The sequence below is a fragment of the Cupriavidus sp. KK10 genome (assembly GCF_018223725.1).
Lineage (GTDB): Bacteria > Pseudomonadota > Gammaproteobacteria > Burkholderiales > Burkholderiaceae > Cupriavidus > Cupriavidus necator.
In genome coordinates, this window is the sequence record NZ_CP073677.1 from 6555404 (window position 1) to 6576581 (window position 21178).

General features: G+C 66.4%; 17 protein-coding genes. 1 reads left to right on the plus strand and 16 read right to left on the minus strand.

Annotation, left to right across the window (positions count from 1 at the left end):
* Positions 1 to 171 precede the first annotated feature (171 nt).
* The 13 genes from KB879_RS30620 to KB879_RS30680 form a co-directional block, all read right to left on the minus strand.
* Positions 172 to 915, minus strand: a complete 744-nt coding sequence (locus tag KB879_RS30620; RefSeq protein ID WP_211980430.1) for an ABC transporter ATP-binding protein — start codon at positions 913 to 915, stop codon at positions 172 to 174.
* Positions 916 to 924: 9 nt separating this feature from the next.
* Positions 925 to 2766, minus strand: coding sequence for an ATP-binding cassette domain-containing protein (locus KB879_RS30625; protein WP_211980431.1), 1842 nt, complete (start codon positions 2764 to 2766; stop codon positions 925 to 927).
* Between the two features lie 3 nt (positions 2767 to 2769).
* Positions 2770 to 3822 carry a branched-chain amino acid ABC transporter permease gene (locus KB879_RS30630; protein ID WP_013958401.1) on the minus strand — a complete coding sequence of 351 codons (1053 nt, stop codon included), beginning with the start codon at positions 3820 to 3822 and terminating at the stop codon, positions 2770 to 2772.
* Positions 3823 to 4369: 547 nt separating this feature from the next.
* Positions 4370 to 5521, minus strand: coding sequence for an ABC transporter substrate-binding protein (locus tag KB879_RS30635; RefSeq protein WP_013958402.1), 1152 nt, complete (start codon positions 5519 to 5521; stop codon positions 4370 to 4372).
* Positions 5522 to 5807: 286 nt separating this feature from the next.
* Positions 5808 to 6569, minus strand: coding sequence for a TSUP family transporter (locus KB879_RS30640; RefSeq protein WP_153954223.1), 762 nt, complete (start codon positions 6567 to 6569; stop codon positions 5808 to 5810).
* A gap of 70 nt (positions 6570 to 6639) precedes the next feature.
* On the minus strand, positions 6640 to 7176 hold the full coding sequence (locus KB879_RS30645) for a hypothetical protein (RefSeq protein ID WP_249221213.1): 537 nt from the start codon (positions 7174 to 7176) through the stop codon (positions 6640 to 6642).
* Positions 7177 to 7505: 329 nt separating this feature from the next.
* On the minus strand, positions 7506 to 8561 hold the full coding sequence (locus KB879_RS30650; RefSeq protein WP_013958405.1) for a branched-chain amino acid ABC transporter permease: 1056 nt from the start codon (positions 8559 to 8561) through the stop codon (positions 7506 to 7508).
* On the minus strand, positions 8561 to 9445 hold the full coding sequence (locus tag KB879_RS30655) for a branched-chain amino acid ABC transporter permease (RefSeq protein WP_013958406.1): 885 nt from the start codon (positions 9443 to 9445) through the stop codon (positions 8561 to 8563). Before KB879_RS30655 ends, KB879_RS30650 begins: the two co-directional genes overlap by 1 nt.
* Positions 9446 to 9609: 164 nt before the next feature.
* Positions 9610 to 10818 (minus strand): ABC transporter substrate-binding protein, encoded by a 1209-nt coding sequence (locus tag KB879_RS30660; protein ID WP_211980433.1) that lies wholly within the window; start codon positions 10816 to 10818, stop codon positions 9610 to 9612.
* Positions 10819 to 10892: 74 nt separating this feature from the next.
* Positions 10893 to 11618, minus strand: coding sequence for an ABC transporter ATP-binding protein (locus KB879_RS30665; protein ID WP_211980434.1), 726 nt, complete (start codon positions 11616 to 11618; stop codon positions 10893 to 10895).
* Positions 11619 to 11638: 20 nt separating this feature from the next.
* Complete coding sequence (locus tag KB879_RS30670; RefSeq protein WP_013958408.1) at positions 11639 to 12415, minus strand: ABC transporter ATP-binding protein; 777 nt, start codon at positions 12413 to 12415, stop codon at positions 11639 to 11641.
* Positions 12416 to 12768: 353 nt separating this feature from the next.
* Positions 12769 to 14436: a GMC family oxidoreductase gene (locus KB879_RS30675; protein ID WP_211980435.1), complete on the minus strand. Its 1668-nt coding sequence runs from the start codon at positions 14434 to 14436 to the stop codon at positions 12769 to 12771.
* 27 nt (positions 14437 to 14463) lie between these two features.
* The gene (locus KB879_RS30680) at positions 14464 to 16023 is read right to left on the minus strand and encodes a CoA-acylating methylmalonate-semialdehyde dehydrogenase (protein WP_249221214.1); all 1560 of its coding nucleotides are present in this window, start codon (positions 16021 to 16023) and stop codon (positions 14464 to 14466) included.
* A gap of 230 nt (positions 16024 to 16253) precedes the next feature.
* Here KB879_RS30680 and KB879_RS30685 point away from each other — a divergent pair, with 230 nt between their 5' ends.
* Positions 16254 to 17141, plus strand: coding sequence for a LysR family transcriptional regulator (locus KB879_RS30685; protein ID WP_211980437.1), 888 nt, complete (start codon positions 16254 to 16256; stop codon positions 17139 to 17141).
* On the opposite strand, the gene KB879_RS30690 is transcribed toward KB879_RS30685, so the two are convergent.
* The 3 genes from KB879_RS30690 to KB879_RS30700 all read right to left on the minus strand — a co-directional run bounded on the left by KB879_RS30690 (position 17138) and on the right by KB879_RS30700 (position 21074).
* Positions 17138 to 18070 carry an alpha/beta hydrolase gene (locus KB879_RS30690; protein WP_153956029.1) on the minus strand — a complete coding sequence of 311 codons (933 nt, stop codon included), beginning with the start codon at positions 18068 to 18070 and terminating at the stop codon, positions 17138 to 17140. The two genes, KB879_RS30685 and KB879_RS30690, sit on opposite strands and share 4 nt — an antisense overlap.
* Positions 18071 to 18180: 110 nt before the next feature.
* The gene (gene cueR, locus KB879_RS30695; RefSeq protein WP_013958412.1) at positions 18181 to 18600 is read right to left on the minus strand and encodes a Cu(I)-responsive transcriptional regulator; all 420 of its coding nucleotides are present in this window, start codon (positions 18598 to 18600) and stop codon (positions 18181 to 18183) included.
* On the minus strand, positions 18600 to 21074 hold the full coding sequence (locus KB879_RS30700) for a heavy metal translocating P-type ATPase (RefSeq protein WP_305852185.1): 2475 nt from the start codon (positions 21072 to 21074) through the stop codon (positions 18600 to 18602). Before KB879_RS30700 ends, cueR begins: the two co-directional genes overlap by 1 nt.
* Between the last annotated feature and the right edge of the window lie 104 nt (positions 21075 to 21178).

Here is a 21178-nt window from a genome sequence, read left to right on the forward strand (position 1 = left end):
TGCATTGGCAAAAATCATTCCAATAGATACTGGCGTACCTACATCAGCGCACCGGTGCCGACACCCGTCCGAAGCGCCTCGGAATTGGGTTATCCCCAAAGTTATTCACACCACCAATAGAAAAGGGCCTGCATCCGCAGGCCCTCATTCCTCTGGCGAAAACCGAGCGGATCAAGCCGCCTTTTTTGCCAACCCAAGATATGTTTCGATCACCTTCGGATTCGCCGCCAACTCGTCGGCCGGCCCTTCCATCGCCATATCGCCGGTCTCGATCACATAGCCGTAGTCCGCCACCTGCAGCGCGGCGCGTGCGTTCTGCTCGATCAGCAGCGTGGCCACGCCGGTCTGGCGCAGGTTGCTGATGATGTGGAAGATCTCCTTCACGATCAGCGGTGCCAGGCCAAGGCTGGGCTCGTCCAGCATCAGCAACTGCGGCTTTGCCATCAGCGCGCGGCCCACTGCAAGCATCTGGCGCTCGCCACCGGAGAGCGTGCCGGCGTCCTGGCGGGCGCGCTCGCGCAGGCGCGGGAACTGGTCGTAGACCACGTCCATCTGGTCCAGGTAGTTCTTCTCGCCGGCGCGCTTGCGGCGGAAGGCCCCCAGCTGCAGGTTGTCCTCCACCGTCATCGACGCGAACAGCTCGCGCTTCTCCGGGACCAGGCACATGCCGCGCGCAACGCGCCCCTCCACCGGAATGCCGGCCATGTCGTGGCCGAGGTAGCTCACCGAACCGTTCGACGACCCCGTCACCGGCAGCGCACCCATGATCGCATTGAGCATGGTCGACTTGCCGGCGCCATTGGGGCCGATCACCGTGACGATCTTGCCGGCCTCCACCTTCAGGTTGGCGCCGTGCACCGCTTCCACCTTGCCGTAGCGGACGTGGAGGTCCTTCACTTCGAGAATCAGGCTCATGTCCGGTCCTTACTCCACGCCACCCAGATAGGCTTCCAGCACCGCGGGGTTCTTCTGCACTTCCTCAGGCACGCCCTCGGCAATGCGCGTGCCGAATTCCATCACCACCAGCCGGTCGGTCAGGTTCATCACGAAGTCCATGTCGTGCTCGACCAGCAGCACGCTCATGCCCTCGCCCTTGAGCTTGCGCAGCAGCTCGGCCAGCGCCTGCTTCTCCTTGTAGCGCAGACCCGCTGCCGGCTCGTCCAGCAACAGCAGCGCCGGGTCGCAGCACAGTGCACGCGCGATTTCAAGAATCCGCTGCTGGCCCAGCGCGAGGCTGCCGGCTTCCATATACATGCAATCGGCCAGCCCCACGCGTTCAAGCTGGCGCTTCGCTTCGAACAGCAGCTTCTCTTCCTCGGCCTTGTTCATGCGCAGGATCGCGGCCGAGACGCCGCCCTGTGCGCGGAAATCGCCGCGCAGGTGCGCGCCGATGGCCACGTTCTCCAGCACCGTCATGGTCGGCAGCAGGTGCACGTGCTGGAAAGTGCGGCCGATGCCGCGCTTGACGATCTCGCGCGACGGCAGGCCCGATATCACTTCACCACGGTAACGCACCTCCCCGCGCGTGACCGGCAGCACGCCCGTCACCAGGTTGAAGGTGGTGGACTTGCCGGCACCATTGGGACCGATCAGCCCGATGATCTCGCCCGCGCGCACCTGGAAGCTGACATCGCTCACCGCTACCAGCCCGCCGAACTCCTTGCGCGCAGCGCGCACATCCAGGATCAGTTCGCCGGCGTCGGGCTTCTGGCGCACGGCCAGGGCCTCGGCCTGCGCCGGCGCCAGTACCGGCGGACCCGAAGGAACCAGACGCCGCAGGAACGGCCAGATGCCATCGCGCGCGTATTGCAGCAGCAATACCAGCAGCACGCCGAAGACGATGATCTCGAAGTTGCCGTTGGCACCGAGCAACTTGGGCAGCACGCCCTGCAGCACATCCTTCAGGATGGTCAGGATGCCCGCGCCCAGCACCGCGCCCCACACATGGCCCACGCCGCCGACCACGGCCATGAACAGGTACTCGATGCCGTAGTTCAGGCCAAACGGCGTCGGGTTCACCGCGCGCTGCAGGTGCGCGTACAGGAAGCCCGACACGCACGCCAGCACTGCCGCCACCACGAAGATCACCACCTTCATCCACGCGGTGTTCACACCCATGGCCTCGGCCATCACGCCTCCGCCCTTGAGCGCGCGGATGGCGCGGCCCGGGCGCGAGTTCAGCAGGTTCTGCATCGCCAGCACGGCCAGCAGCACCACCGCCCAGATCAGGTAGAACATCGAGCGGCCCGACTGCAGTTCGATGCCGAAGAACGACAGCACCGGGATCCCGTTCAGGCCGTCATACTTGCCCAGGAACTCCAGGTTGCCGAACAGGAAGAACAGCGACAGGCCCCAGGCAATGGTCGCCAGCGGCAGGTAGTGGCCAGACATGCGCATCGTGATCAGCCCGATCACATAGGCCGATGCCATCGTGATCACCAGCCCCACCAGCAGCCCGAACCACGGCGACAGCCCGAACTGCGTGGTCAGGTACGCAGTGCTGTATGCGCCCAGCCCCACGAACGCCGCCTGCCCGAACGAGGTCATGCCGCCCACCCCGGTCAGCAGCACCAGCCCGATCGCGACGATGCTGTACAGGCCGATGTAATTGCCCAGCGTGATCCAGAACTCCGGCGTCGGCAGCGCCGGCAGCAACACCAGCACCACAATGAAAGCCAGCACCAGGACCCGGTTGCGGTTCAGCCGCGCACGGCTGCCTGCCTCGGCACTGGTCACCGCCGCCTGCTTGTCGGTCAGCATGGTCATGGCTTATTCCTCCTCCTCGACATGCTTGCTCGTCAGCGAGCGCCACAGCAGCACCGGAATGATCAGTGTGAAGACGATGACCTCCTTGAACGCGCTGGCCCAGAAGGACGAATAGGATTCGAGCAGCCCCACCAGCAGCGCACCCAGCGCCGCCACGGGGTAGCTCACCAGCCCGCCGACGATGGCGCCGACAAAGCCCTTCAGGCCCACCAGGAAGCCCGACTCGTAGTACACGGTGGTCAGCGGCGCGATCAGGATGCCGCACAGCGCACCCATCGCCGCGGCCAGCGTGAACGACAGCCGCCCCGCCTGCGTGGTGCCGATGCCGACCAGGCGCGCACCCAGCCGGTTCACCGCGGTCGCGCGCAGCGCCTTGCCCTGCAGCGTGCGCTCGAAATAGAAGTACAGCGCGCCGATCAGCAGCGCCGACACGCCCACGATCCACAGGCTCTGGCCCGAGATGCTGAGCGCCCCCACGTCGAAGCGCGCGTCCGAGAACGCATTGGTGCGCGAGCCCTCCGCGCCGAACATCACCAGGCCCAGCCCCACCAGCGCAAAGTGCACGCCGACCGAGACGATCAGCAGCACCAGCGTGCTGGCTTCGGCCAGCGGCTGGTAGGCGAGCCGGTACAACATCGGCCCCAGCGGGATGATGATCAGCAGCGTCAGCGCGATCTGCGCCAGCATCGGCAGCGGCTGCGCGCCATACTGCTGCGCCAGCCAGTGCACCGCGAGCGGGAATACCAGGTACTTGCCGGCCAGCACCGCCAGCCGCTGGCCCAGCGTGCGGCGCAACTCAGCGCTGCGCAGCACCGCGACGGTTTCATAGACGAAGGTCAGCGCCCCCATCGCCAGCAGCAGCCAGCTGGTCTGCGGCGCGTGCCCGGCCTGCATCGCCGCCAGCGTCAGCGCACCGTAGGCAACAAACTCCCCTTGGGGGATGAAGATGACCCGGGTCACCGAGAACACCAGCACCAGGGCCAGCGCCAGCAGCGCGTAGATCGCGCCCGAGGTGATGCCGTCCTGGGCCAGGATGGCAGCGATTGATAAGTCCATTGTCTCCCCGTCTTTTGGAAATACCTGCCTGCATCATATGGGGGCCGACAGGGTGCTATGCGCTTTGGGATTTACGCAATAGTAAACGGATTGTCCATTGTGGAAGTACAGGACAAGCCCTAACGAGAGGCGTGTGGCGGGCGTGGGCTGTCCAGCGATATCGCATCAACGCCTTCGGCTGCGCTCCGCGCAAGCGCCCAATGCCGTCACCGCATTTTGGGCCTGCGTAGCAGCCGTAGGCGTCCCCGCGATGCCGTTAGCAGCAGGCGGCCTACACCCTGCATGGGGATCGTTCAATAGTGGGTTAACGCAGGCACTGCGCCACACTCACATGGCGCAGCAGGGTCGAACGGGCAACCACGCCCCAACGGCAAGCACCACCGTGCGAACGACCAACGCCCTGGAATTGATTGAGCCGCATAGGCGACGCGTTTTTTGGTCACTTTCTGTCGCTCGGACAAAAAGTGACTCGCCGGCTACGCCGGCGAAACAGCAGCGCTTGCCACGAGCGACACCCAACCGCATCGCACCACGCCGCCCCCAACCGTCACTTAGTCAGCAACTTCCACTTCCCATCAACAATCTGCACCATCACCCGCGCCCGCTGATCGAAGCCAAGGTGGTCGGTAGCACTCATGTTCATGATCCCATGCGACACCGGCAGATTCTTGGTCTGCTCCATCGCCTCCCGCAACGCCTTACGGAATTCCTTGCTACCCGGCTGACCCTTCTTCAGCGCCTCGGGAATGGCATGCTGCAAGATCAGCCCCGCATCCCAGGCATGACCGCCGAAGGTCGAGACCTGGCCGCCGAAGGCCTTCTCATAAGCAGTCTTGTAGGACATGGCCGGTTTCTTCACCGGATTGCTGTCCGGCAATTGCTCAGCCACCAGCAGCGGTCCAGCCGGCAGGAAGGTGCCTTCGCAATCCTTGCCGCACACACGCAGGAAGTCGGCATTGGCCACGCCATGGGTCTGGTAGATCTTGCCCTTGTAGCCACGCTCCTTGAGCGTCTTGGCCGGCAGCGCCGCGGGCGTACCCGAGCCTGCGATCAGCACGGCGTCGGCGTTGGCGCTCATCATCTTCAGCACTTGGCCGGTGACCGAGGTATCGGTACGGGCAAAGCGCTCGTTGGCGACCACCTTGATCTTGCGCAGCTCCGCCACCTTGGCAAATTCCTGCGCCCAGCTGTCGCCATAGGCGTCCGCGAAGCCGATGAAGGCCACCGTCTTCACGTTGTTGTTGGTCATGTGCTCGGCAATGGCGGTCGCCATGTGCGAGTCATTCTGCGGCGTCTTGAAAACCCAGGCGCGCTTGGCGTCCATCGGCTCGATGATGCGGGCCGAGGCGGCCATGGTGATCATCGGCGTCTCGTTCTCGGCCACCACGTCAACCATCGCCAGCGAGTTTGGCGTCACGGTGGAACCCACCACCACGTCGACCTTGTCTTCGCTGATCAGCTTGCGGGTGTTCTTGACCGCGGTGGTGGTGTCGGAGGCATCGTCCAGCACGATGTACTCGATCTTCTTGCCCGCGATTTCCTTTGGCATCAGCGTGAAGGTGTTCTTCTCCGGAATACCCAGCGATGCCGCCGGACCCGTCGCCGACACCGTCACCCCGACCTTGACCTGTGCCTGGGCTGCACCGGCAACCAGGCTCGCCGCAGCGATTGCCAGCAGGCTGGCGCGCTTGAAATCCATCTTGTCTCCTTCGGTTCCTGAAACGGAAAGGCATCCGTCCGGCGTCCACCGGCGGATGCCCGTTCTTGGATCGACCCCTCGGGTCAACGCAGGCACATCGCCGGCACCTGCGCTACAACCAGGAACGACGCGAGGCCGCTCCCCAATTTCCCCGTCCGCACCACTCCCCCGGATAGGCGCGCTCCGGCTATTCACCGACCGCTCGGTCGGGAATGCGGATCGAGTCTAGCACAGCGACCTAGTGCGAAAAGGGAGGATTAACCCGCATCGCGCGCGCCGCCTGCCGTCAGCGCAGGAACGCGTCCCAGGCGGTCTTCAGGATCAGCGCACTCACCACCACGATAAACACCTTGCGCACGAAGGCGCTGCCGTGGCGCAGGGCCAGCTTGCTGCCCACCTGGCTGCCGGCGATGTTGGCCACTGCCATCACCAGGCCCAGTTGCCACCAGATATGGCCCTTGCTGGCCAGCAACAGCAGCGCCGCCAGGTTGGTGGCAAGGTTGACCACCTTGGTCGAGGCCGCCGCGTGCAGGAAGTCATAGCCGAACACCCGCACGAACGCGATCATCAGGAAGCTGCCGGTGCCCGGGCCAAACACGCCGTCATAGAAGCCGATGGCAGCCCCAGCCAGCAGCGCCGCGACGCGCTCGCGCGACCCCGACAACGTCGGCGCATGTTCCGTGCCCAGGTCCCTCTTGGCCACGGTGTAGACCAGCAACACCACCAGCACGAACGGCAGCGCCTTGCGCAGCGGCTCCGCCGGGATCCTGGTCAGCGCCCAGGCACCGGCCATCGAGAAGATAAGGGCCGCCACCACCGCGGGCGCGGTCGCGCCCCAGTAGATGCGCACGCTGCGGCCGTAGCGCAGCGCCGCGTTGGCGGTGCCCGCGATCGAGCCCATCTTGTTGGTGCCCAGCAGCGTGGCCGGCGCGATATTGGGATAGGCCGAGAACATTGCCGGGATCTGTACCAGGCCGCCGCCGCCGGCGACCGCGTCGATCAGGCCGGCGAGAAAGGCGGCAACCGCCAGGAATGCGAATTCCGTCATTGCAGGAAGCAGGGGAAGCGAAAAGGGAAAGATCGGAGGAGATCGGTGCGGGCAGCCGGGCGGCGCCGGTTCAGCCCAGCACCTTGGCCGCCGGCACCAAACTGCGGTGCCACATGCCGTTGCCATGCGGCCTGAAGCCCGGCGGCGCGCCGCCATGCCCTGCCACCAGCCCCGGCGCCAGCAGCGCGTGGCGGATACCGTGGGCGCGGCCCCAGTCGGCCAGCGTGGCGCAGCAGGCCTCAAGGCAGGCACGGCGGGACCCGCCGTCCAGCCCGGGCCGTACCCACCATTCGATGCCGCAGGCGGCCAGCCCGGCAAGCTCCAGGCTCGGGAGCAGCGCCACCGGCAGGCACGCCAGCAGATTATGTGGAGCTTGCGCCTCGCCCACCAGCAGGCAGATGCCGCGACCGGACTGGGCCAGCAGGTCGTCCAGCATCAGCCGGCGCGCGCGGGCGGCGGGCACCGGCAGTGGCTGCACCGTATCCAGCCAGGCCTCCAGCATGGCTGCGTCGGCACCCAGCCCGAGGCGTACCAAGCCCTGCGGCGCGGGTGCGTCAGGACGATCCGGAACGGCTGGGGAGTCAGGGGAATCAGGGATGGCAGGCATGGCGGGCAGCGAGAGCGCCCGCATTGTCGCATGTGGAGGATAGCCAGGTGACGCCGATGTGGCCTGGATGCCCCATGATGGGGCGAAAGCGCCATAGCAGGCGTTGGGAAGCGCAAATGAAAAAAGCGTTGCCGAGGATCACCCGGCAACGCCCTTTATTTATAACGCTGCTACCCGACACCGGGTGCGCGCCTGTCGTCTCCTCGCTTCCGCCTCCATTTAACCTGCGAAAACCGTATATGGAATGTAACGAAGCGGTGCATCGAGGACAAGCTAGAAAAAACCCTAGCCCCAGAATCGGGCATGTCGACCCGCGGTCACTCCTGCATTTATTCCCGCTTGCCCGAGTGGCCCCCGAAGCGCGCCAGCAGTTCGCCCATGATGCCACGGCGGAAAGTCAGCACGCAGATCACGAAGATCACACCGGTCACCATTGTCACCGACTCGCCCAGCGTGCCGAACCAGGAGATGCCGGTGACCGACGCCAGGAAGTTGCCGATATCGCCCAGCTTGTTCTCCAGCGCGACCACCACGAAGGCACCGACAATCGGGCCCGACAATGTGCCCAGGCCGCCGACCAGCGTCATCAGGATGACCGAGCCCGACATCGACCAGTGCACGTCGGTCAGCGTCTCGAAGCCCAGCACCAGCGCCTTGATCGAGCCGGCCAGCCCCGACAGCGCCGCCGACAGCACGAAGGCGGTCAGCTTGAAGCGGTCGACGTCATAGCCCAGCGAGATCGCGCGCGGCTCGTTCTCCTTGATCGCCTTCAGGATCTGCCCGAACGGCGAATGCACCGTGCGCACGATCAGCGCAAAGGCGGCCACAATGATCGCCAGCGCGACGTAGTACAGCGTCAGGTCGTCCGACAGCGGCAGCAGCCCGAACAGCTTGCCGCGCGGGATGCCCTGCAGGCCGTCCTCGCCGCCGGTGAACGGCGCCTGCAGGCAGATAAAGAACAGCATCTGCGCCAGCGCCAGCGTGATCATCGAGAAGTAGATGCCCTGCCGGCGGATGGCCAGCGAGCCCACCACGTAGCCGATCAGCGCGCCCGCACCGGTGCCCAGGATCAGGCCGATTTCCGGGGTCACGCCCCAGACCTTCATGGCATGGCCGGCGGCATAGCCAGCGCCGCCGAAAAAGGCCGCATGGCCGAACGACAGTAGTCCGGTATAGCCGATCAGCAGGTTGAAGGCGCACGCAAACAGCGCAAAGCACAGCACCTTGAGCACGAACACCGGATACGCACCGGCCAGCGGCGCGGCCACCAGTGCCAGCAGCAGCAATCCATACAACAGTTTCTTCTGCACGCCTTGTCCCTTTCCTGCGTTGCCAGCGTTGGCCGCCACCGTGGATGGCGTCGATGATGTGGAGGGTGTGCTCATCACTTCTCCTTCCCGAACAGCCCGGCCGGGCGCAGCAGCAGCACGATCACCATGATGAAGAACACCACGGTCGACGACGCTTCCGGATAGAACACCTTGGTCAGCCCCTCGACCACGCCCAGCCCCAGGCCGGTCAGGATCGAACCCATGATCGAACCCATGCCGCCGATCACCACCACCGCGAACACAATGATGATCAGGTTCTGCCCCATCAGCGGCGAGATCTGGATCACCGGCGCCGCCAGCACGCCCGCGAACGCGGCCAGCGCGACGCCGAAGCCGTAGGTCAGCGTCACCATCAGCGGCACGTTGACGCCGAAGGCCTCGACCATCTTGGGGTTCTCGGTGCCGGCGCGCAGGTAGGCGCCCAGCTTGGTCTTCTCGATCACGTACCAGGTGGCGAAGCACACCACCAGCGACGCCACCACGACCCACGCGCGGTAGTTGGGCAGAATCATGAAGCCCAGGTCGGTCGCGCCCTGCAGCGCGTCCGGCGTCGAGTACGGCAGCCCGGAGACGCCGTAGATCGAGCGGAAGATGCCCTCGACCACCAGCGTGATGCCCAGCGTCAGCAGCAGGCCGTAGATATGGTCGAGCTTGTAGATCCAGCGCAGCATGGTCTTCTCGATCACCACGCCCAGCGCGGCGACGACCAGCGGCGACAGCAGCAGCATGATCCAGTAGTTCAGCCCGGCGTACTCCATGCCCATCCAGGCCAGCACCGCGCCCAGCATGAAGAGCGCGCCGTGCGCGAAATTGATGACGTTGAGCAGGCCGAAGATAACCGCCAGGCCCAGGCTCAGCATCGCATAGAAGGCGCCGTTGACCAGCCCCAGCAAAAGCTGGGAAAGCATGGCCGGCAAGGGGATTCCGAAGATGTCCATCGCGGAGTGCCGTTGATACCGCCGTTGTATGGCGGGGATTGCTGCGGTTGGTGCCAGGTAATGCGAACGCTGCGGCGAACACCGTTGGCGAACACCGCAGCAAGGAACCGCGTCCGATGCCGGCGGCACGCAGGTGGCGCGTCGCCGGCAGATCTCACATCAGCTTATTTCTTCAGCATTGCGCACTTCGACTCGGCCACCGTGGTGAAGGCCTGGTCGCCCGGGATGGTCGCGACCACCTTCAGGTAGTCCCACGGCTTCTTCGACTCTGCTGCGGACTTCACCTGCATCAGGTACATGTCGTGGATGCCACGGCCGTCCTGGCGGATATAGCCCTTGGTGTAGAAGTCGTTGATCTTCATCTTCTTGAGTTCAGCCATGACCTTGTCCGGGTCGTCGGTCTTGGCTGCTTCCACCGCCTTCAGGTAAGTGCTGGCCGCCGAGTAGTCCGCCGCCTGCAGGCTGCTCGGCATCTTCTTCATCTTGCCAAAGAAGCGGTTGGCGAACTTGCGGGTGTCGTCGTTCATGTCCCAGTACCAGCTGTCTGTCATCAGCAGGCCTTCGGTGTTCTTTAGCCCGAGGCTGTGCACATCGTTGATGAACATCAGCAGGCCGGCGATCTTCATCGACTTGGTAATGCCGAATTCCTTGGCCGCCTTGATCGCGTTGATGGTGTCGCCGCCGGCGTTGGCCAGGCCCAGGATCTGCGCCTTGGACGACTGCGCCTGCAGCAGGAACGACGAGAAGTCCGAAGCCGACAGCGGATGGCGCACCTGGCCCGCCACCGTGCCGCCATTGGCCTTGACCACGGCCGCGGTGTCGCTTTCCAGCGAATGGCCGAAGGCGTAGTCGGCGGTCAGGAAGAACCACGACTTGCCGCCCTGCTTGACCACCGCGCTGCCGGTGCCCTTGGCCAGCGCCACCGTGTCATAAGCGTAGTGCACCGTGTACGGCGAGCACTCTTCGTTGGTCAGGCGCGCCGTGCCGGCGCCGATGTTGATGTAGACGCGCTTCTTCTCCGAGGCCACCTTGTTCATGGCCAGCGCGGTGCCGGAGTTGGTGCCGCCCAGCAGCATGTCCAGGCCCTGCTGGTCCATCCATTCGCGCGCCTTCGAAGCGGCGATGTCGGCCTTGTTCTGGTGGTCGGCCGAGACGATTTCGATGGGCTTGCCCAGCACCTTGCCGCCACGATCCTCGACCGCCATCTTGATGGCTTCCAGGCCGCCGGGGCCGTCGATGTCGGCGTACAGGCCCGACATGTCGGTGATATAGCCGATCTTCACGGTGTCACCGGACACCTGGGCAATGGCGCTGAAGGAAACCGCACCCATGGCAATGGCCGCCATCGCGGCCGCGAGCCGAGTCTTTTTCATCTCTATGTCTCCTGATTTGCGGCGGCGTGCGCGCCACCCGTTCCTGCCAAACATCAACCCATGATCCGTGCGGATCAGACCCCGAGCAGTTCGTGCAGCACCGGCATCTTGGCCTGCAGCTCATTGGCCGCGAAGCGCTCGACGATGCTGCCGTGCTCCATCACGTAGAAGCGGTCCGCCAGCGGCGCGGCGAAGCGGAAGTTCTGCTCCACCATCACCACCGTGTACCCCTTCTGCTTGAGCATCAGGATCATGCGCGCAAGCGCCTGCACGATCACCGGTGCCAATCCTTCCGAGATTTCATCGAGCAGCAGCAGGTTGGCGCCGGTGCGCAGGATGCGCCCGACCGCCAGCATCTGCTGCTCGCCGCCGGAAAGACGCGTGCCCTGGCTCTGGCGGCGCTCCTTCAGGTTCGGGAACATCTCGTAGATATCGGTCTCGCTCATGCCCTTGCTGGTGTCGGCGCCCTTCAGCACCGGCGGCAGCATCAGGTTCTCTTCGCATGAGAGGCTGGAGAAGATCGCCCGTTCTTCGGGGCAATAGCCAATGCCGTAGTGCGCAATCTTGTGCGTGGGCAGGCTGATGGTCTCGTGGCCATTGACCTTGATCGAGCCCTTGCGCGCGCCGGTCAGTCCCATGATCGCGCGCAGCGTGGTGGTGCGGCCAGCGCCGTTGCGGCCCAGCAGCGTAACCACTTCGCCGCGGTTCACGGTCAGGTCCACGCCGTGCAGGATGTGCGATTCGCCGTACCAGGCGTGCAGGTCCTTGATCTCGAGCGCGGGTGTGTTGGATGTCGTCATGTGTCGTTCCCCCGGCCGTCTCAGTGCGCGCCCTGCAGTTCCGCGTCGACGGTGCCCATGTAGGCCTCCATCACGCGCGGATCCTTCGAAACTTCCGCATACGGGCCTTCGGCCAGGATCGCGCCACGCTGCAGCACGGTGATCTTATCGGCGATCGACGAGACCACGCTCATGTTGTGCTCCACCATCAGGATGGTGCGGCCCGCCGAAACCTTCTTGATCAGCTGCGTGACGCGGTCCACGTCTTCGTGGCCCATGCCCTGTGTGGGTTCGTCGAGCAGCATCAGCTCGGGCTCCATCGCCAGCGTGGTGGCAATCTCCAGCGCGCGCTTGCGGCCGTACGGCAGATTCACCGTCAGCGTCTGCGCGAACTCGGTCAGGCCGACCTGTTCTAGCAGCTCCATGGCGCGGTCATTGAGCACGTCCAGCGAGCGCTCGCTGCGCCAGAACTGGTACGCCGTGCCGAGCTGCCGCTGCAGCCCGATGCGCACGTTCTCCATCACCGTCAGGTGCGGAAATACCGCCGAGATCTGGAACGAACGGATCACGCCGCGCCGCGCGATCTGCGCGGGCTTTTCACGGGTGATGTCGATGCCGTTGAAAAGGATGGTGCCGGTGGTCGGCTCCAGGAACTTGGTGAGCAGGTTGAAGCAAGTCGTCTTGCCGGCGCCGTTGGGGCCGATCAAGGCATGGATCGACCCGCGGCGTACCCGCAGGTTGACGTCGCTCACCGCCGTGAACCCCTTGAACTCCTTGGTGAGGTTCCGCGTTTCCAGGATGGTTTCCTGCTGGTTCATGTCTCCTGCCCGCCCTCTTGCTGAACTGCCGGGGTGATGCCCGGCACTGACAATGGTCCGAACCGGCCTTGTAGGCCCTTGCTGCCGCTTGTTCCGTCAGGCTGGCCATGGTTGCGGCCCGGCCTGCGGCTTTCTGTTTTGGTGCGGGGCGGCTCCCGCGCAGGTTGCGGCGATGGCTTCGATGTGCTGCCGACGCACCCTGTGAGGCGTCTATTGTGTGCGCCTGTTGCATCGCAAAACATCGGGGTTTGCACTATGAAACATGAACCAAGTGTCAGTTTTTTTGCGATCGCACATGAGCAGGATGGGCCACTTGATTACGGCCCCGCCCGCGACCAAGTGGCGCGCTCATGTCAGGCGCCTGCAGCGGCTGCCGCCGGCGCTGGTTGCACCAATACTTCCGCCGCGGCCAGGCCCTGCCGGCGGTCTTCGCGGATCAGGTCGCTGGCGCGCTCGGCGATCATGATGGTCGGCGAATTGGTGTTGCCCGACGTGATCAGCGGCATCACCGAGGCATCGACCACGCGCAGGCCGTCGATGCCCAGCACGCGCAGGCGATGGTCGACCACGGCCATCGGGTCGTCGGCGCGGCCCATCTTGCAGGTGCCCACCGGATGGAAGATGGTGGTGCCGATATTGCCGGCCGCTTCGGCCAGCTGTTCGTCGGTCTGGAATGCCGGACCCGGCAGCCATTCCTCGGGCTGGTACGGCGCCAGCGCCGGCGACGCCACGATACGGCGCGTGAGCCGGATGGAGTCGGCCGCGACTTTCCGATCCTCGTCGGTCGCCAGGTAATTGGGCGCGATCACCGGCGCCTGGCGGAAATCCGCGCTGCCGATATGCACGCTGCCGCGCGAGGTCGGCCGCAGGTTGCAGGCACTCGCGGTAAAGGCATTGAACGCATGCAGCGGGTCGCCGAACTTGTCCAGCGACAAGGGCTGCACGTGGTACTCCACGTTCGGCCGCGCCTGCGCCGGGTCAGAGCGCGCAAAGGCGCCCAGCTGCGACGGCGCCATGCTCATCGGACCGCTCTGGTTGAAAGCGTACTGCACGCCGATGCAGAACTTGCCCCACAGGCTCGCGGCGCGCGTGTTGAGCGTGCGCACGCCGCTGACCTTCACCACGGAGCGCAGCTGCAGGTGGTCCTGCAGGTTCTCGCCCACGCCGGGCAGCGCATGGCGCACCGGGATACCCAGCGCCTGCAGGCGCTCGGCCTGGCCGATGCCCGACAGTTCCAGCAGCTGCGGCGTATTGACCGCGCCCGCGGCCAGGATCACTTCCTGCCTGCCCACCGCAGTCTGCGGCCGGCCGCCGCCGATATAGTTCACGCCAGTGCAGCGGCGCCCGTCGAAGGTCAGCCCGCTCACCTGCGCCCCGGTGACGATGGTCAGGTTGGGACGCTCCGACGCACGCCGCAGGAAGGCCTTGGCCGTGTTCCAGCGGATGCCACGGCGCTGGTTCACTTCGAAATAGCCCACGCCGAAGTTGTCGCCGCGGTTGAAATCCTCTGTGCGCGGAATCCCCGCCTCTTCGGCGGCATCGGCAAAGCGCTCCAGGATGTCCCAGCGCAGGCGCTGGCCTTCCACGCGCCATTCGCCGCCGGCGCCATGGAATTCGCTCGGGCCGCGGTGGTGGTCCTCGCTGCGCTTGAACAGCGGCAGCACATTGTCCCAGCGCCAGCCATCGTCGCCGGTCAGCCGCGCCCACGCGTCATAATCCTCGCGCTGGCCGCGCATATAGATCATGCCGTTGATCGACGAGCAACCGCCCAGCACGCGCCCGCGCGGATAGCCCAGCGAGCGGCCGTTCAGCCCGGCCTCGGCCTCGGTGCGATAGAGCCAGTCGGTGCGCGGGTTGCCGATGCAGTACAGGTAGCCCACCGGGATATGGATCCAGTGGTAGTCGTCCTTGCCGCCGGCCTCCAGCAGCAACACGTTGACGTCCGCATCCTGCGTCAGGCGGTTCGCCAGGACACAGCCGGCTGAACCGGCCCCCACGATGATGTAGTCGAATGTCTCCATCGCTGTTCTTGTCATCATCGTCGCGGCCTATTTCGCCACCGGCATGGTGAACTCAGCGCCCTTGGCAATCGAATCCGGCCAGCGCTGCATCACGCTCTTGTAGCGCGTGTAGAAACGCACGCCCTCTTCGCCATAGGCGTGATGGTCGCCAAACAGCGATCGCTTCCAGCCACCGAATGAATGCCATGCCATCGGCACCGGAATCGGCACGTTGATGCCGACCATGCCGATCTGGATCTGCCGCGCAAACGCGCGCGCGATGCCGCCGTCGCTGGTGTAGCACGATACGCCGTTGCCGAATTCATGCGCATTGATCAGCGCCACGGCTTCGGCAAAGTCATGCACGCGCACCACCGACAACACCGGACCGAAGATCTCTTCCTTGTAGATCGTCATATCCGGCTTGACGTTGTCGAACAGCGTGCCGCCGACATAGAAGCCGTTCTCATGGCCGGGTACGGTATGACCGCGGCCATCGGTCACCAGCGTCGCACCCTCTTCCACGCCCTTGGCGATATAGCCCTCCACCTTGGCCTTGTGCGCAGCGGTTACCAGCGGACCCATTTCGGCGTCGGACTCCATGCCGTTGCGGATCTTCAGCGAGCTGGCGCGTTCGGCGAGACGCGGCACGAGCTTGTCGGCGACGTCGCCCACCGCTACAGCTACCGAGATCGCCATGCAGCGCTCGCCGGCAGAACCATACGCGGCACCGATCAGCGCATCGACCGCCTGGTCGAGATCGGCATCCGGCATCACCACCAGGTGGTTCTTGGCGCCGCCCAAGGCCTGCACGCGCTTGCCGTGCTTGGTCCCTTCCGTATAGATGTACTCGGCGATCGGCGTCGAGCCGACGAACGACAGCGCCTGGACGTCCGGATGCGCGAGCAGCGCGTCCACGGCTTCCTTGTCGCCCTGCACGACATTGAACACGCCATCGGGCAATCCCGCCTGGCGCAGCAGATCGGCAATCAGCAGGCTCGGCGACGGATCGCGCTCCGACGGCTTCAGCACGAAGGTATTGCCGCAGGCGATTGCCACCGGGAACATCCACATCGGCACCATCACCGGGAAGTTGAACGGCGTGATGCCGGCCACCACGCCCAGCGGCTGGCGCAGGTTCCAGTTGTCGATGCCGCCGCCGATGTTGTCGGTGAAATCGGTCTTGAGCAGGTTGGGGATGCCGCAGGCGAATTCCACCACCTCGATGCCGCGCGTGACTTCGCCCCTGGCGTCCGAGAACACCTTGCCGTGCTCGCGCGTGATCAGCGCCGCCAGGTCGTCGTGGTGCTGGTCGAGCAGTTCCTTGAACTTGAACAGGATGCGCGCGCGGCGCAGCGGCGGCGTGTCGGCCCAGGCCGGGAATGCGGCCTGGGCGGCAGCGACGGCATCGGCCACGTCCTGCGCGGTGCCAAGCGCCACGCGTGCTGCGACTTCGCCGGTGGCGGGGTTATAGATATCGGCCAGACGCTGCGATGCGCCGCGTGTCTGCCGGCCTGCGATGCTATGGCCGATGATGGTCTGCACCGCGCTGGCTTCTGCAAGGATGTCTTCCACTTCCGCTCCTGAATGCTGGGTCGCTGACGGCATGCGGCTTGCCCGATCTTTGCGTCTGGTGAAGACACTGGCGCGAACATCCGCCAGCATCGCACTGGCATCGCTGCCGCGCGGCACAAGGCGTGCCGGGCCGTATTGAGCGCAAGCTTGGTGCAGTTGCGCGGCCCCGTCCAATGATTTATCGTCAATCGCAATATAAGCTCCGCAAAATATTGCGCCGCACCACGCCACGCTCCGGCGCCACCTTTCGCCCCGACACCGCCTTGGACCTCCACCACCTGCGCGCCTTCGTTGCCGTCGCGCGCGAGGGCAACCTGACCCGCGCCGCGCAGCGGCTGCACCTGACGCAGCCCGCAGTGAGCCTGCAGTTGAAGGCGCTGCAATCGGCGTGGCGCATCCGGCTGTTCGAGCGCACTGCCGCGGGCCTGACGCTGACCGCCGACGGCGCCGCATTGCTGCCGCTGGCCGAGCGCATCCTCGATGGCGTAGGCGACCTGCAGCACACCGTCAGCGCGATGCATCACACCGTGCGCGGCCGGCTGGCGATCGGCACCATCCTCGATCCGGAATTCACGCGGCTGGGCCCGATGCTGCGCACGCTGGTGGAACGCCATCCGCAGATCGGCACCGAACTGCGCCACGGCATGTCGGGCTGGGTGCTGCAACAGGTACGCAGCGGCGCGCTCGACGTGGGCTTCTACCTGGGCCAGCCGCCCGACGCCGGCTTCCATGCGCTGACGCTGACGCCCTTCTCTTACTATGTGGTGGCGCCCAAGGGCTGGAAAGAGCGCACCGCGCTGCGCTCATGGGCGCAGCTGGCAACGCTGCCATGGATCTGGACGCCACCGGAATCGGCGCACAACCGGCTCTTGTCGGCGCGCTTTGCGCAGGCCGGCGTCGATCCGGCCAGCGTGCCCAAGGTGGCGCATGTCGACCAGGAGGCGTCGATGCTTGACCTGGTGCGCTCCGGCGTGGGGCTGTCACTGGTGCGCGACGCGATCGCGCTGCGCGAATCGCATGCGCACGGGCTGGTGATCGTGGAAGGGGTCTCGGTGCAGACCGAGCTGACGCTGGTATGCCTGGCCACGCGCCGCGACGACCCGGTGGTCGCGGCAGTGTTCGGCGTGGCCGAGTCGGTGTTCCGGACCTAGCTTCCGTGCTGCTGCAGGTGGCGCTGCAGCCAGCCGGTCAGCGCCGCGAACACTTCGCCGCGCAGCGGCTGCGCTTCATTGAAGATCTCGTGGTAGCCATGCTCGAACCAGACCTGTTCGCGCAACGCCGGCGGCGCGTTGTCGAAGAAGCGGCGGCTGCCGGCCGGGTCCACCACGCGGTCGGCGCCGCCGACCAGCATCAGCGTGGGGGCCTCCAGCAGCGCGGCATCGGCCTGGGCCTGCGCCATGCCGCGGATAAAGCTCTCCAGTACGCTGGCGGTGATGGTCGTCTGCACCAGCGGATCCGAGCGGTAGGCGGCCACCACGGCGGGGTCGTGCGACAAGAGCCGCGCATCGATCGGATTGGGCACGCGCAGCCGCGGTGCCAGCGCCAGCAGCACGCGGTGCAGCGCCAGCATCGGTCCCGACAGCCGCAGCGCCAGCGCGGGCGAGGACAGCACCAGCGCGCGTACCGGGCGCACGCGCGCGGTGGCAAAGCGTGCCGCAATCAGCCCGCCCATGCTGTGGCCAAGCAGGATCGGCAACTCGTGCCAGCCAGGCACCGCGGCATCGTAGATCTCGGCGAGGTCGTCCAGGTAGGCATCCTGATGGTCCGCCACCATGCGCGCGCCGCCGCTGGCACCATGGCCGCGCAGGTCGTGCGCACGCACGCGCAGGCCCAGCCCGCACAGCACATCGGCCACATGCTGGTAGCGTCCGGCATGCTCGGCAAGCCCATGCACCAGCAGCACCGAGCCGAGCGGCTCGGCAAAGCGCGCCGGATCGGGCTGCCAGGTGCGCAGCAGCAGCTCGGTGCCGTCGCGCATGCGCTGGCGGCTCTGCACCGGCGCATGCGTGCCGGCGGGGGTATCGGCAGGCATGCCGGCAACACCGGCAATAGCAGGATCGTCCGTCATCGGTTGTTCCATTCGCGCAAGTCTCCTCCCGGCACGGAGCGCCAGCAAAGCGCTTGCGCCGGCTGTCATTATTCTTTGTATTGCTGCCTGCTGCCTGCTTTGCCTTGCACTGTCTGTCCCGCTCAACTGTGGCAGGCAAGCCTGCCCTGCGCTTCCGGCTGCGCCATATCGGCCAGGATCGGGCAATCCGGCCGGTCATCGCCGCTGCAGTGCTGCGCCAGCTCGCGCAGCGTGTCGCGCATGGCGGCCAGTTCGGCGATGCGCAGCTCCAGGTCGGCCACATGCCGCAGCGTCAGTGCCTTGACGTCGGCGCTGGCGCGGCCGCGGTCATGCCATAGCGACAGCAGGTTGCGGATCTCGTCGAGCGAGAATCCCAGATTACGGGCGCGCCGCACGAAGCGCAAGGTATGCACCGCGCGTTCGTCATAGCGGCGGTAGCCGCCCTCGGTGCGCGGCGGTGCCGCCACCAGCCCGATCGATTCATAGTGCCGGATCATCTTGGCCGACACGCCCGACGCCTGCGCCGCTTCGCCGATATTCATCACTCGCCTCCCTGTGCCGTGGCGGCCCCGGCCTGCGGACGCCAGCGGCGCAGCAGCAGCGCATTGCTGACCACGCTGACACTGGAGAACGCCATCGCCGCACCCGCCACCACCGGGTTCAGCAACCCGGCCGCGGCCAGCGGAATGCCCACCACGTTGTAGAAAAAAGCCCAGAACAGGTTCTGCCGGATCTTGCGCACGGTGCGGTGCGAGACCGCCAGCGCATCGGCCACCAGCGCCGGGTCGCCGCGCATCAGCGTGATGCCGGCGGCGTGCATGGCCACGTCGGTGCCGGTCGACATGGCAATGCCCACGTCCGCCGCCGCCAGCGCCGGCGCATCGTTGATGCCGTCGCCCACCATCGCCACCACCGCGCCATCGCGCCCCAGGGCCTGCACGCGGGCAGCCTTGTCTTCGGGCAGCACCTCAGCCTGCACATCGTCCAGCCCCAGCGCCTGCGCCACGCGCGCCGCCGCGCCGGCGTTGTCGCCGGTCAGCATCACGGTGCGCACGCCGGCCGCGCGCAGCCGTGCGATCGCCGCCGGCGCGCCCGGCTTGATGGCATCGCCGAACGCGACCAGCCCGGCCACGCGCGGCGGCGTGGTCTCGACCAGCCACGACACGGTGCGGCCGTCCGCGCGCAACTGGTCCGCCAGCGTTGCCAGCGTGCCTGCCGCTGCGCCCAGCATTTCACGCAGGCGCTCGCTGCCCAGCTGCAGCGCATGGCCGTCCACCACGCCGGCAATGCCGCGGCCCGGCAGGGCCTGCACCTCGGTGGCCTGCGGCACGGCAATGCCGCGCGCCTGCGCGGCGGCCAGCACGGCGCGGGCCAGCGGATGCTCGCTGCCTGCCTGCAGCGCGGCCAGCCGTGCCAGCAGTGCGCTAGCATCGGCATCGGCGGGATCGGCCGCATGCAGCGCCACCACTTCCGGCTTGCCGACCGTGAGCGTGCCGGTCTTGTCGAATGCCACCACGCTGACGCGGTGCGCCACCTCCAGCGCCTCGGCGTCCTTGATCAGGATGCCGGCGCGTGCGCCGGCGCCGGTACCGGCCATGATCGCCGTGGGCGTGGCCAGGCCCAGCGCGCACGGGCAGGCGATCACCAGCACCGCCACGGCGTTGAGCAATGCGGTTTCCCAGTCGCCGGCAAAGAGGCCCCAGCCCAGCACCGTCACCAGTGCAATGCCCAGCACCACCGGCACGAACACCGCGCTGACCTGGTCGACCATGCGCTGGATCGGCGCCTTGGCCGCCTGTGCGTGCTCGACCATGCGGATGATGCGTGCCAGCACGGTCTCGGCGCCTACCGCCTCGGTGCGCGCAACCAGCAGCCCTTCGAAATTGATGGCACCGCCGGTGATGCGGTCGCCGGGCTTCTTCGGCACCGGCACGCTTTCACCGGTCAGCATCGATTCGTCCGCGTGGCTGCTGCCTTCGATCACGTCGGCGTCCACCGGGATGCGCTCGCCGGGGCGCACTACCACCTCATCGCCCACGCGCACTGCCGCCAGCGGCACGCTCTGCTCCACGCCGCCGCGGCGCACGCGGGCGGTATCGGGACGCAGCGCCGCGAGCGCGCGGATGGCATCGGCGGTCTGGCGCTTGGCGCGTGTCTCCAGCCACTTGCCCAGGCGCACCAGGGTGATCACCACTGCCGCGCTTTCGAAGTACAGGTGCGGCATGGCGTCGGCCGGCGTGCGCCACATCAGCCACAGCGACAGCCCATAGGCCGCCGTCGTGCCCAGCGCCACGAGCAGGTCCATATTGCCGGCGCCGGCGCGCACCGCCTTCCAGCCAGCCTTGTAAAAGCGCCAGCCGAACACGAACTGCACCGGGGTGGCCAGCAGCCACTGCACCCATGCCGGCAGCATCCAGTGCACGCCAAACCATTCCAGCACCATGGGCGCCACCAGCGGCAGCGACAGCGCCGCCGAGAACGCCACCGGCCAGGGGCCGTCCCAGAAGGCAGTGCCCTGCCCGGCCTGCGGCGCCTGCGATGCGGCATCGGCCACCGGCGTCGCGCCATAGCCGGCGCGCGCTACCGCGGCCACCAGCGCCGCGGCATCCACCGCGCCGCGCAGCAGGGTGACGCTGGCGCGCTCGGTTGCCAGGTTGACTTGTGCGTCCATCACGCCCGGCACGGCGCGCAGCGCCTTTTCGACCCGGGTCACGCACGAGGCGCAGGTCATGTCGGCAATATTCAGTTCGATGGTGTCCTGCGGCACCGTGTAGCCGGCATCGGCCACGGCACGGGCGGCGGCCGGCAGCACCACGCCCGAGTCGGCGCGCAGCGTCGCGGCTTCCGTGGCCAGGTTGACGGCCACGTCGCGCACGCCCGGCACACGCGCCAATGCGTTCTCCACGCGGCGCACGCACGAGGCGCAGGTCATGCCGTCGACCGGCAGCCGCCATTCGGGCATTTCGTCGGCCGGCCGGACAGGTTGTGAAGCGAGCACAGCGCTGGAATTTGGCATGGTTCTGAGTCATCCACAGTGTCGATGTCAGCATCATGGACCTTACCATCATTGGAAGGTCAAGGACGAATGCGCAGGGTGTTACCGTCACATTGGCGCCAACA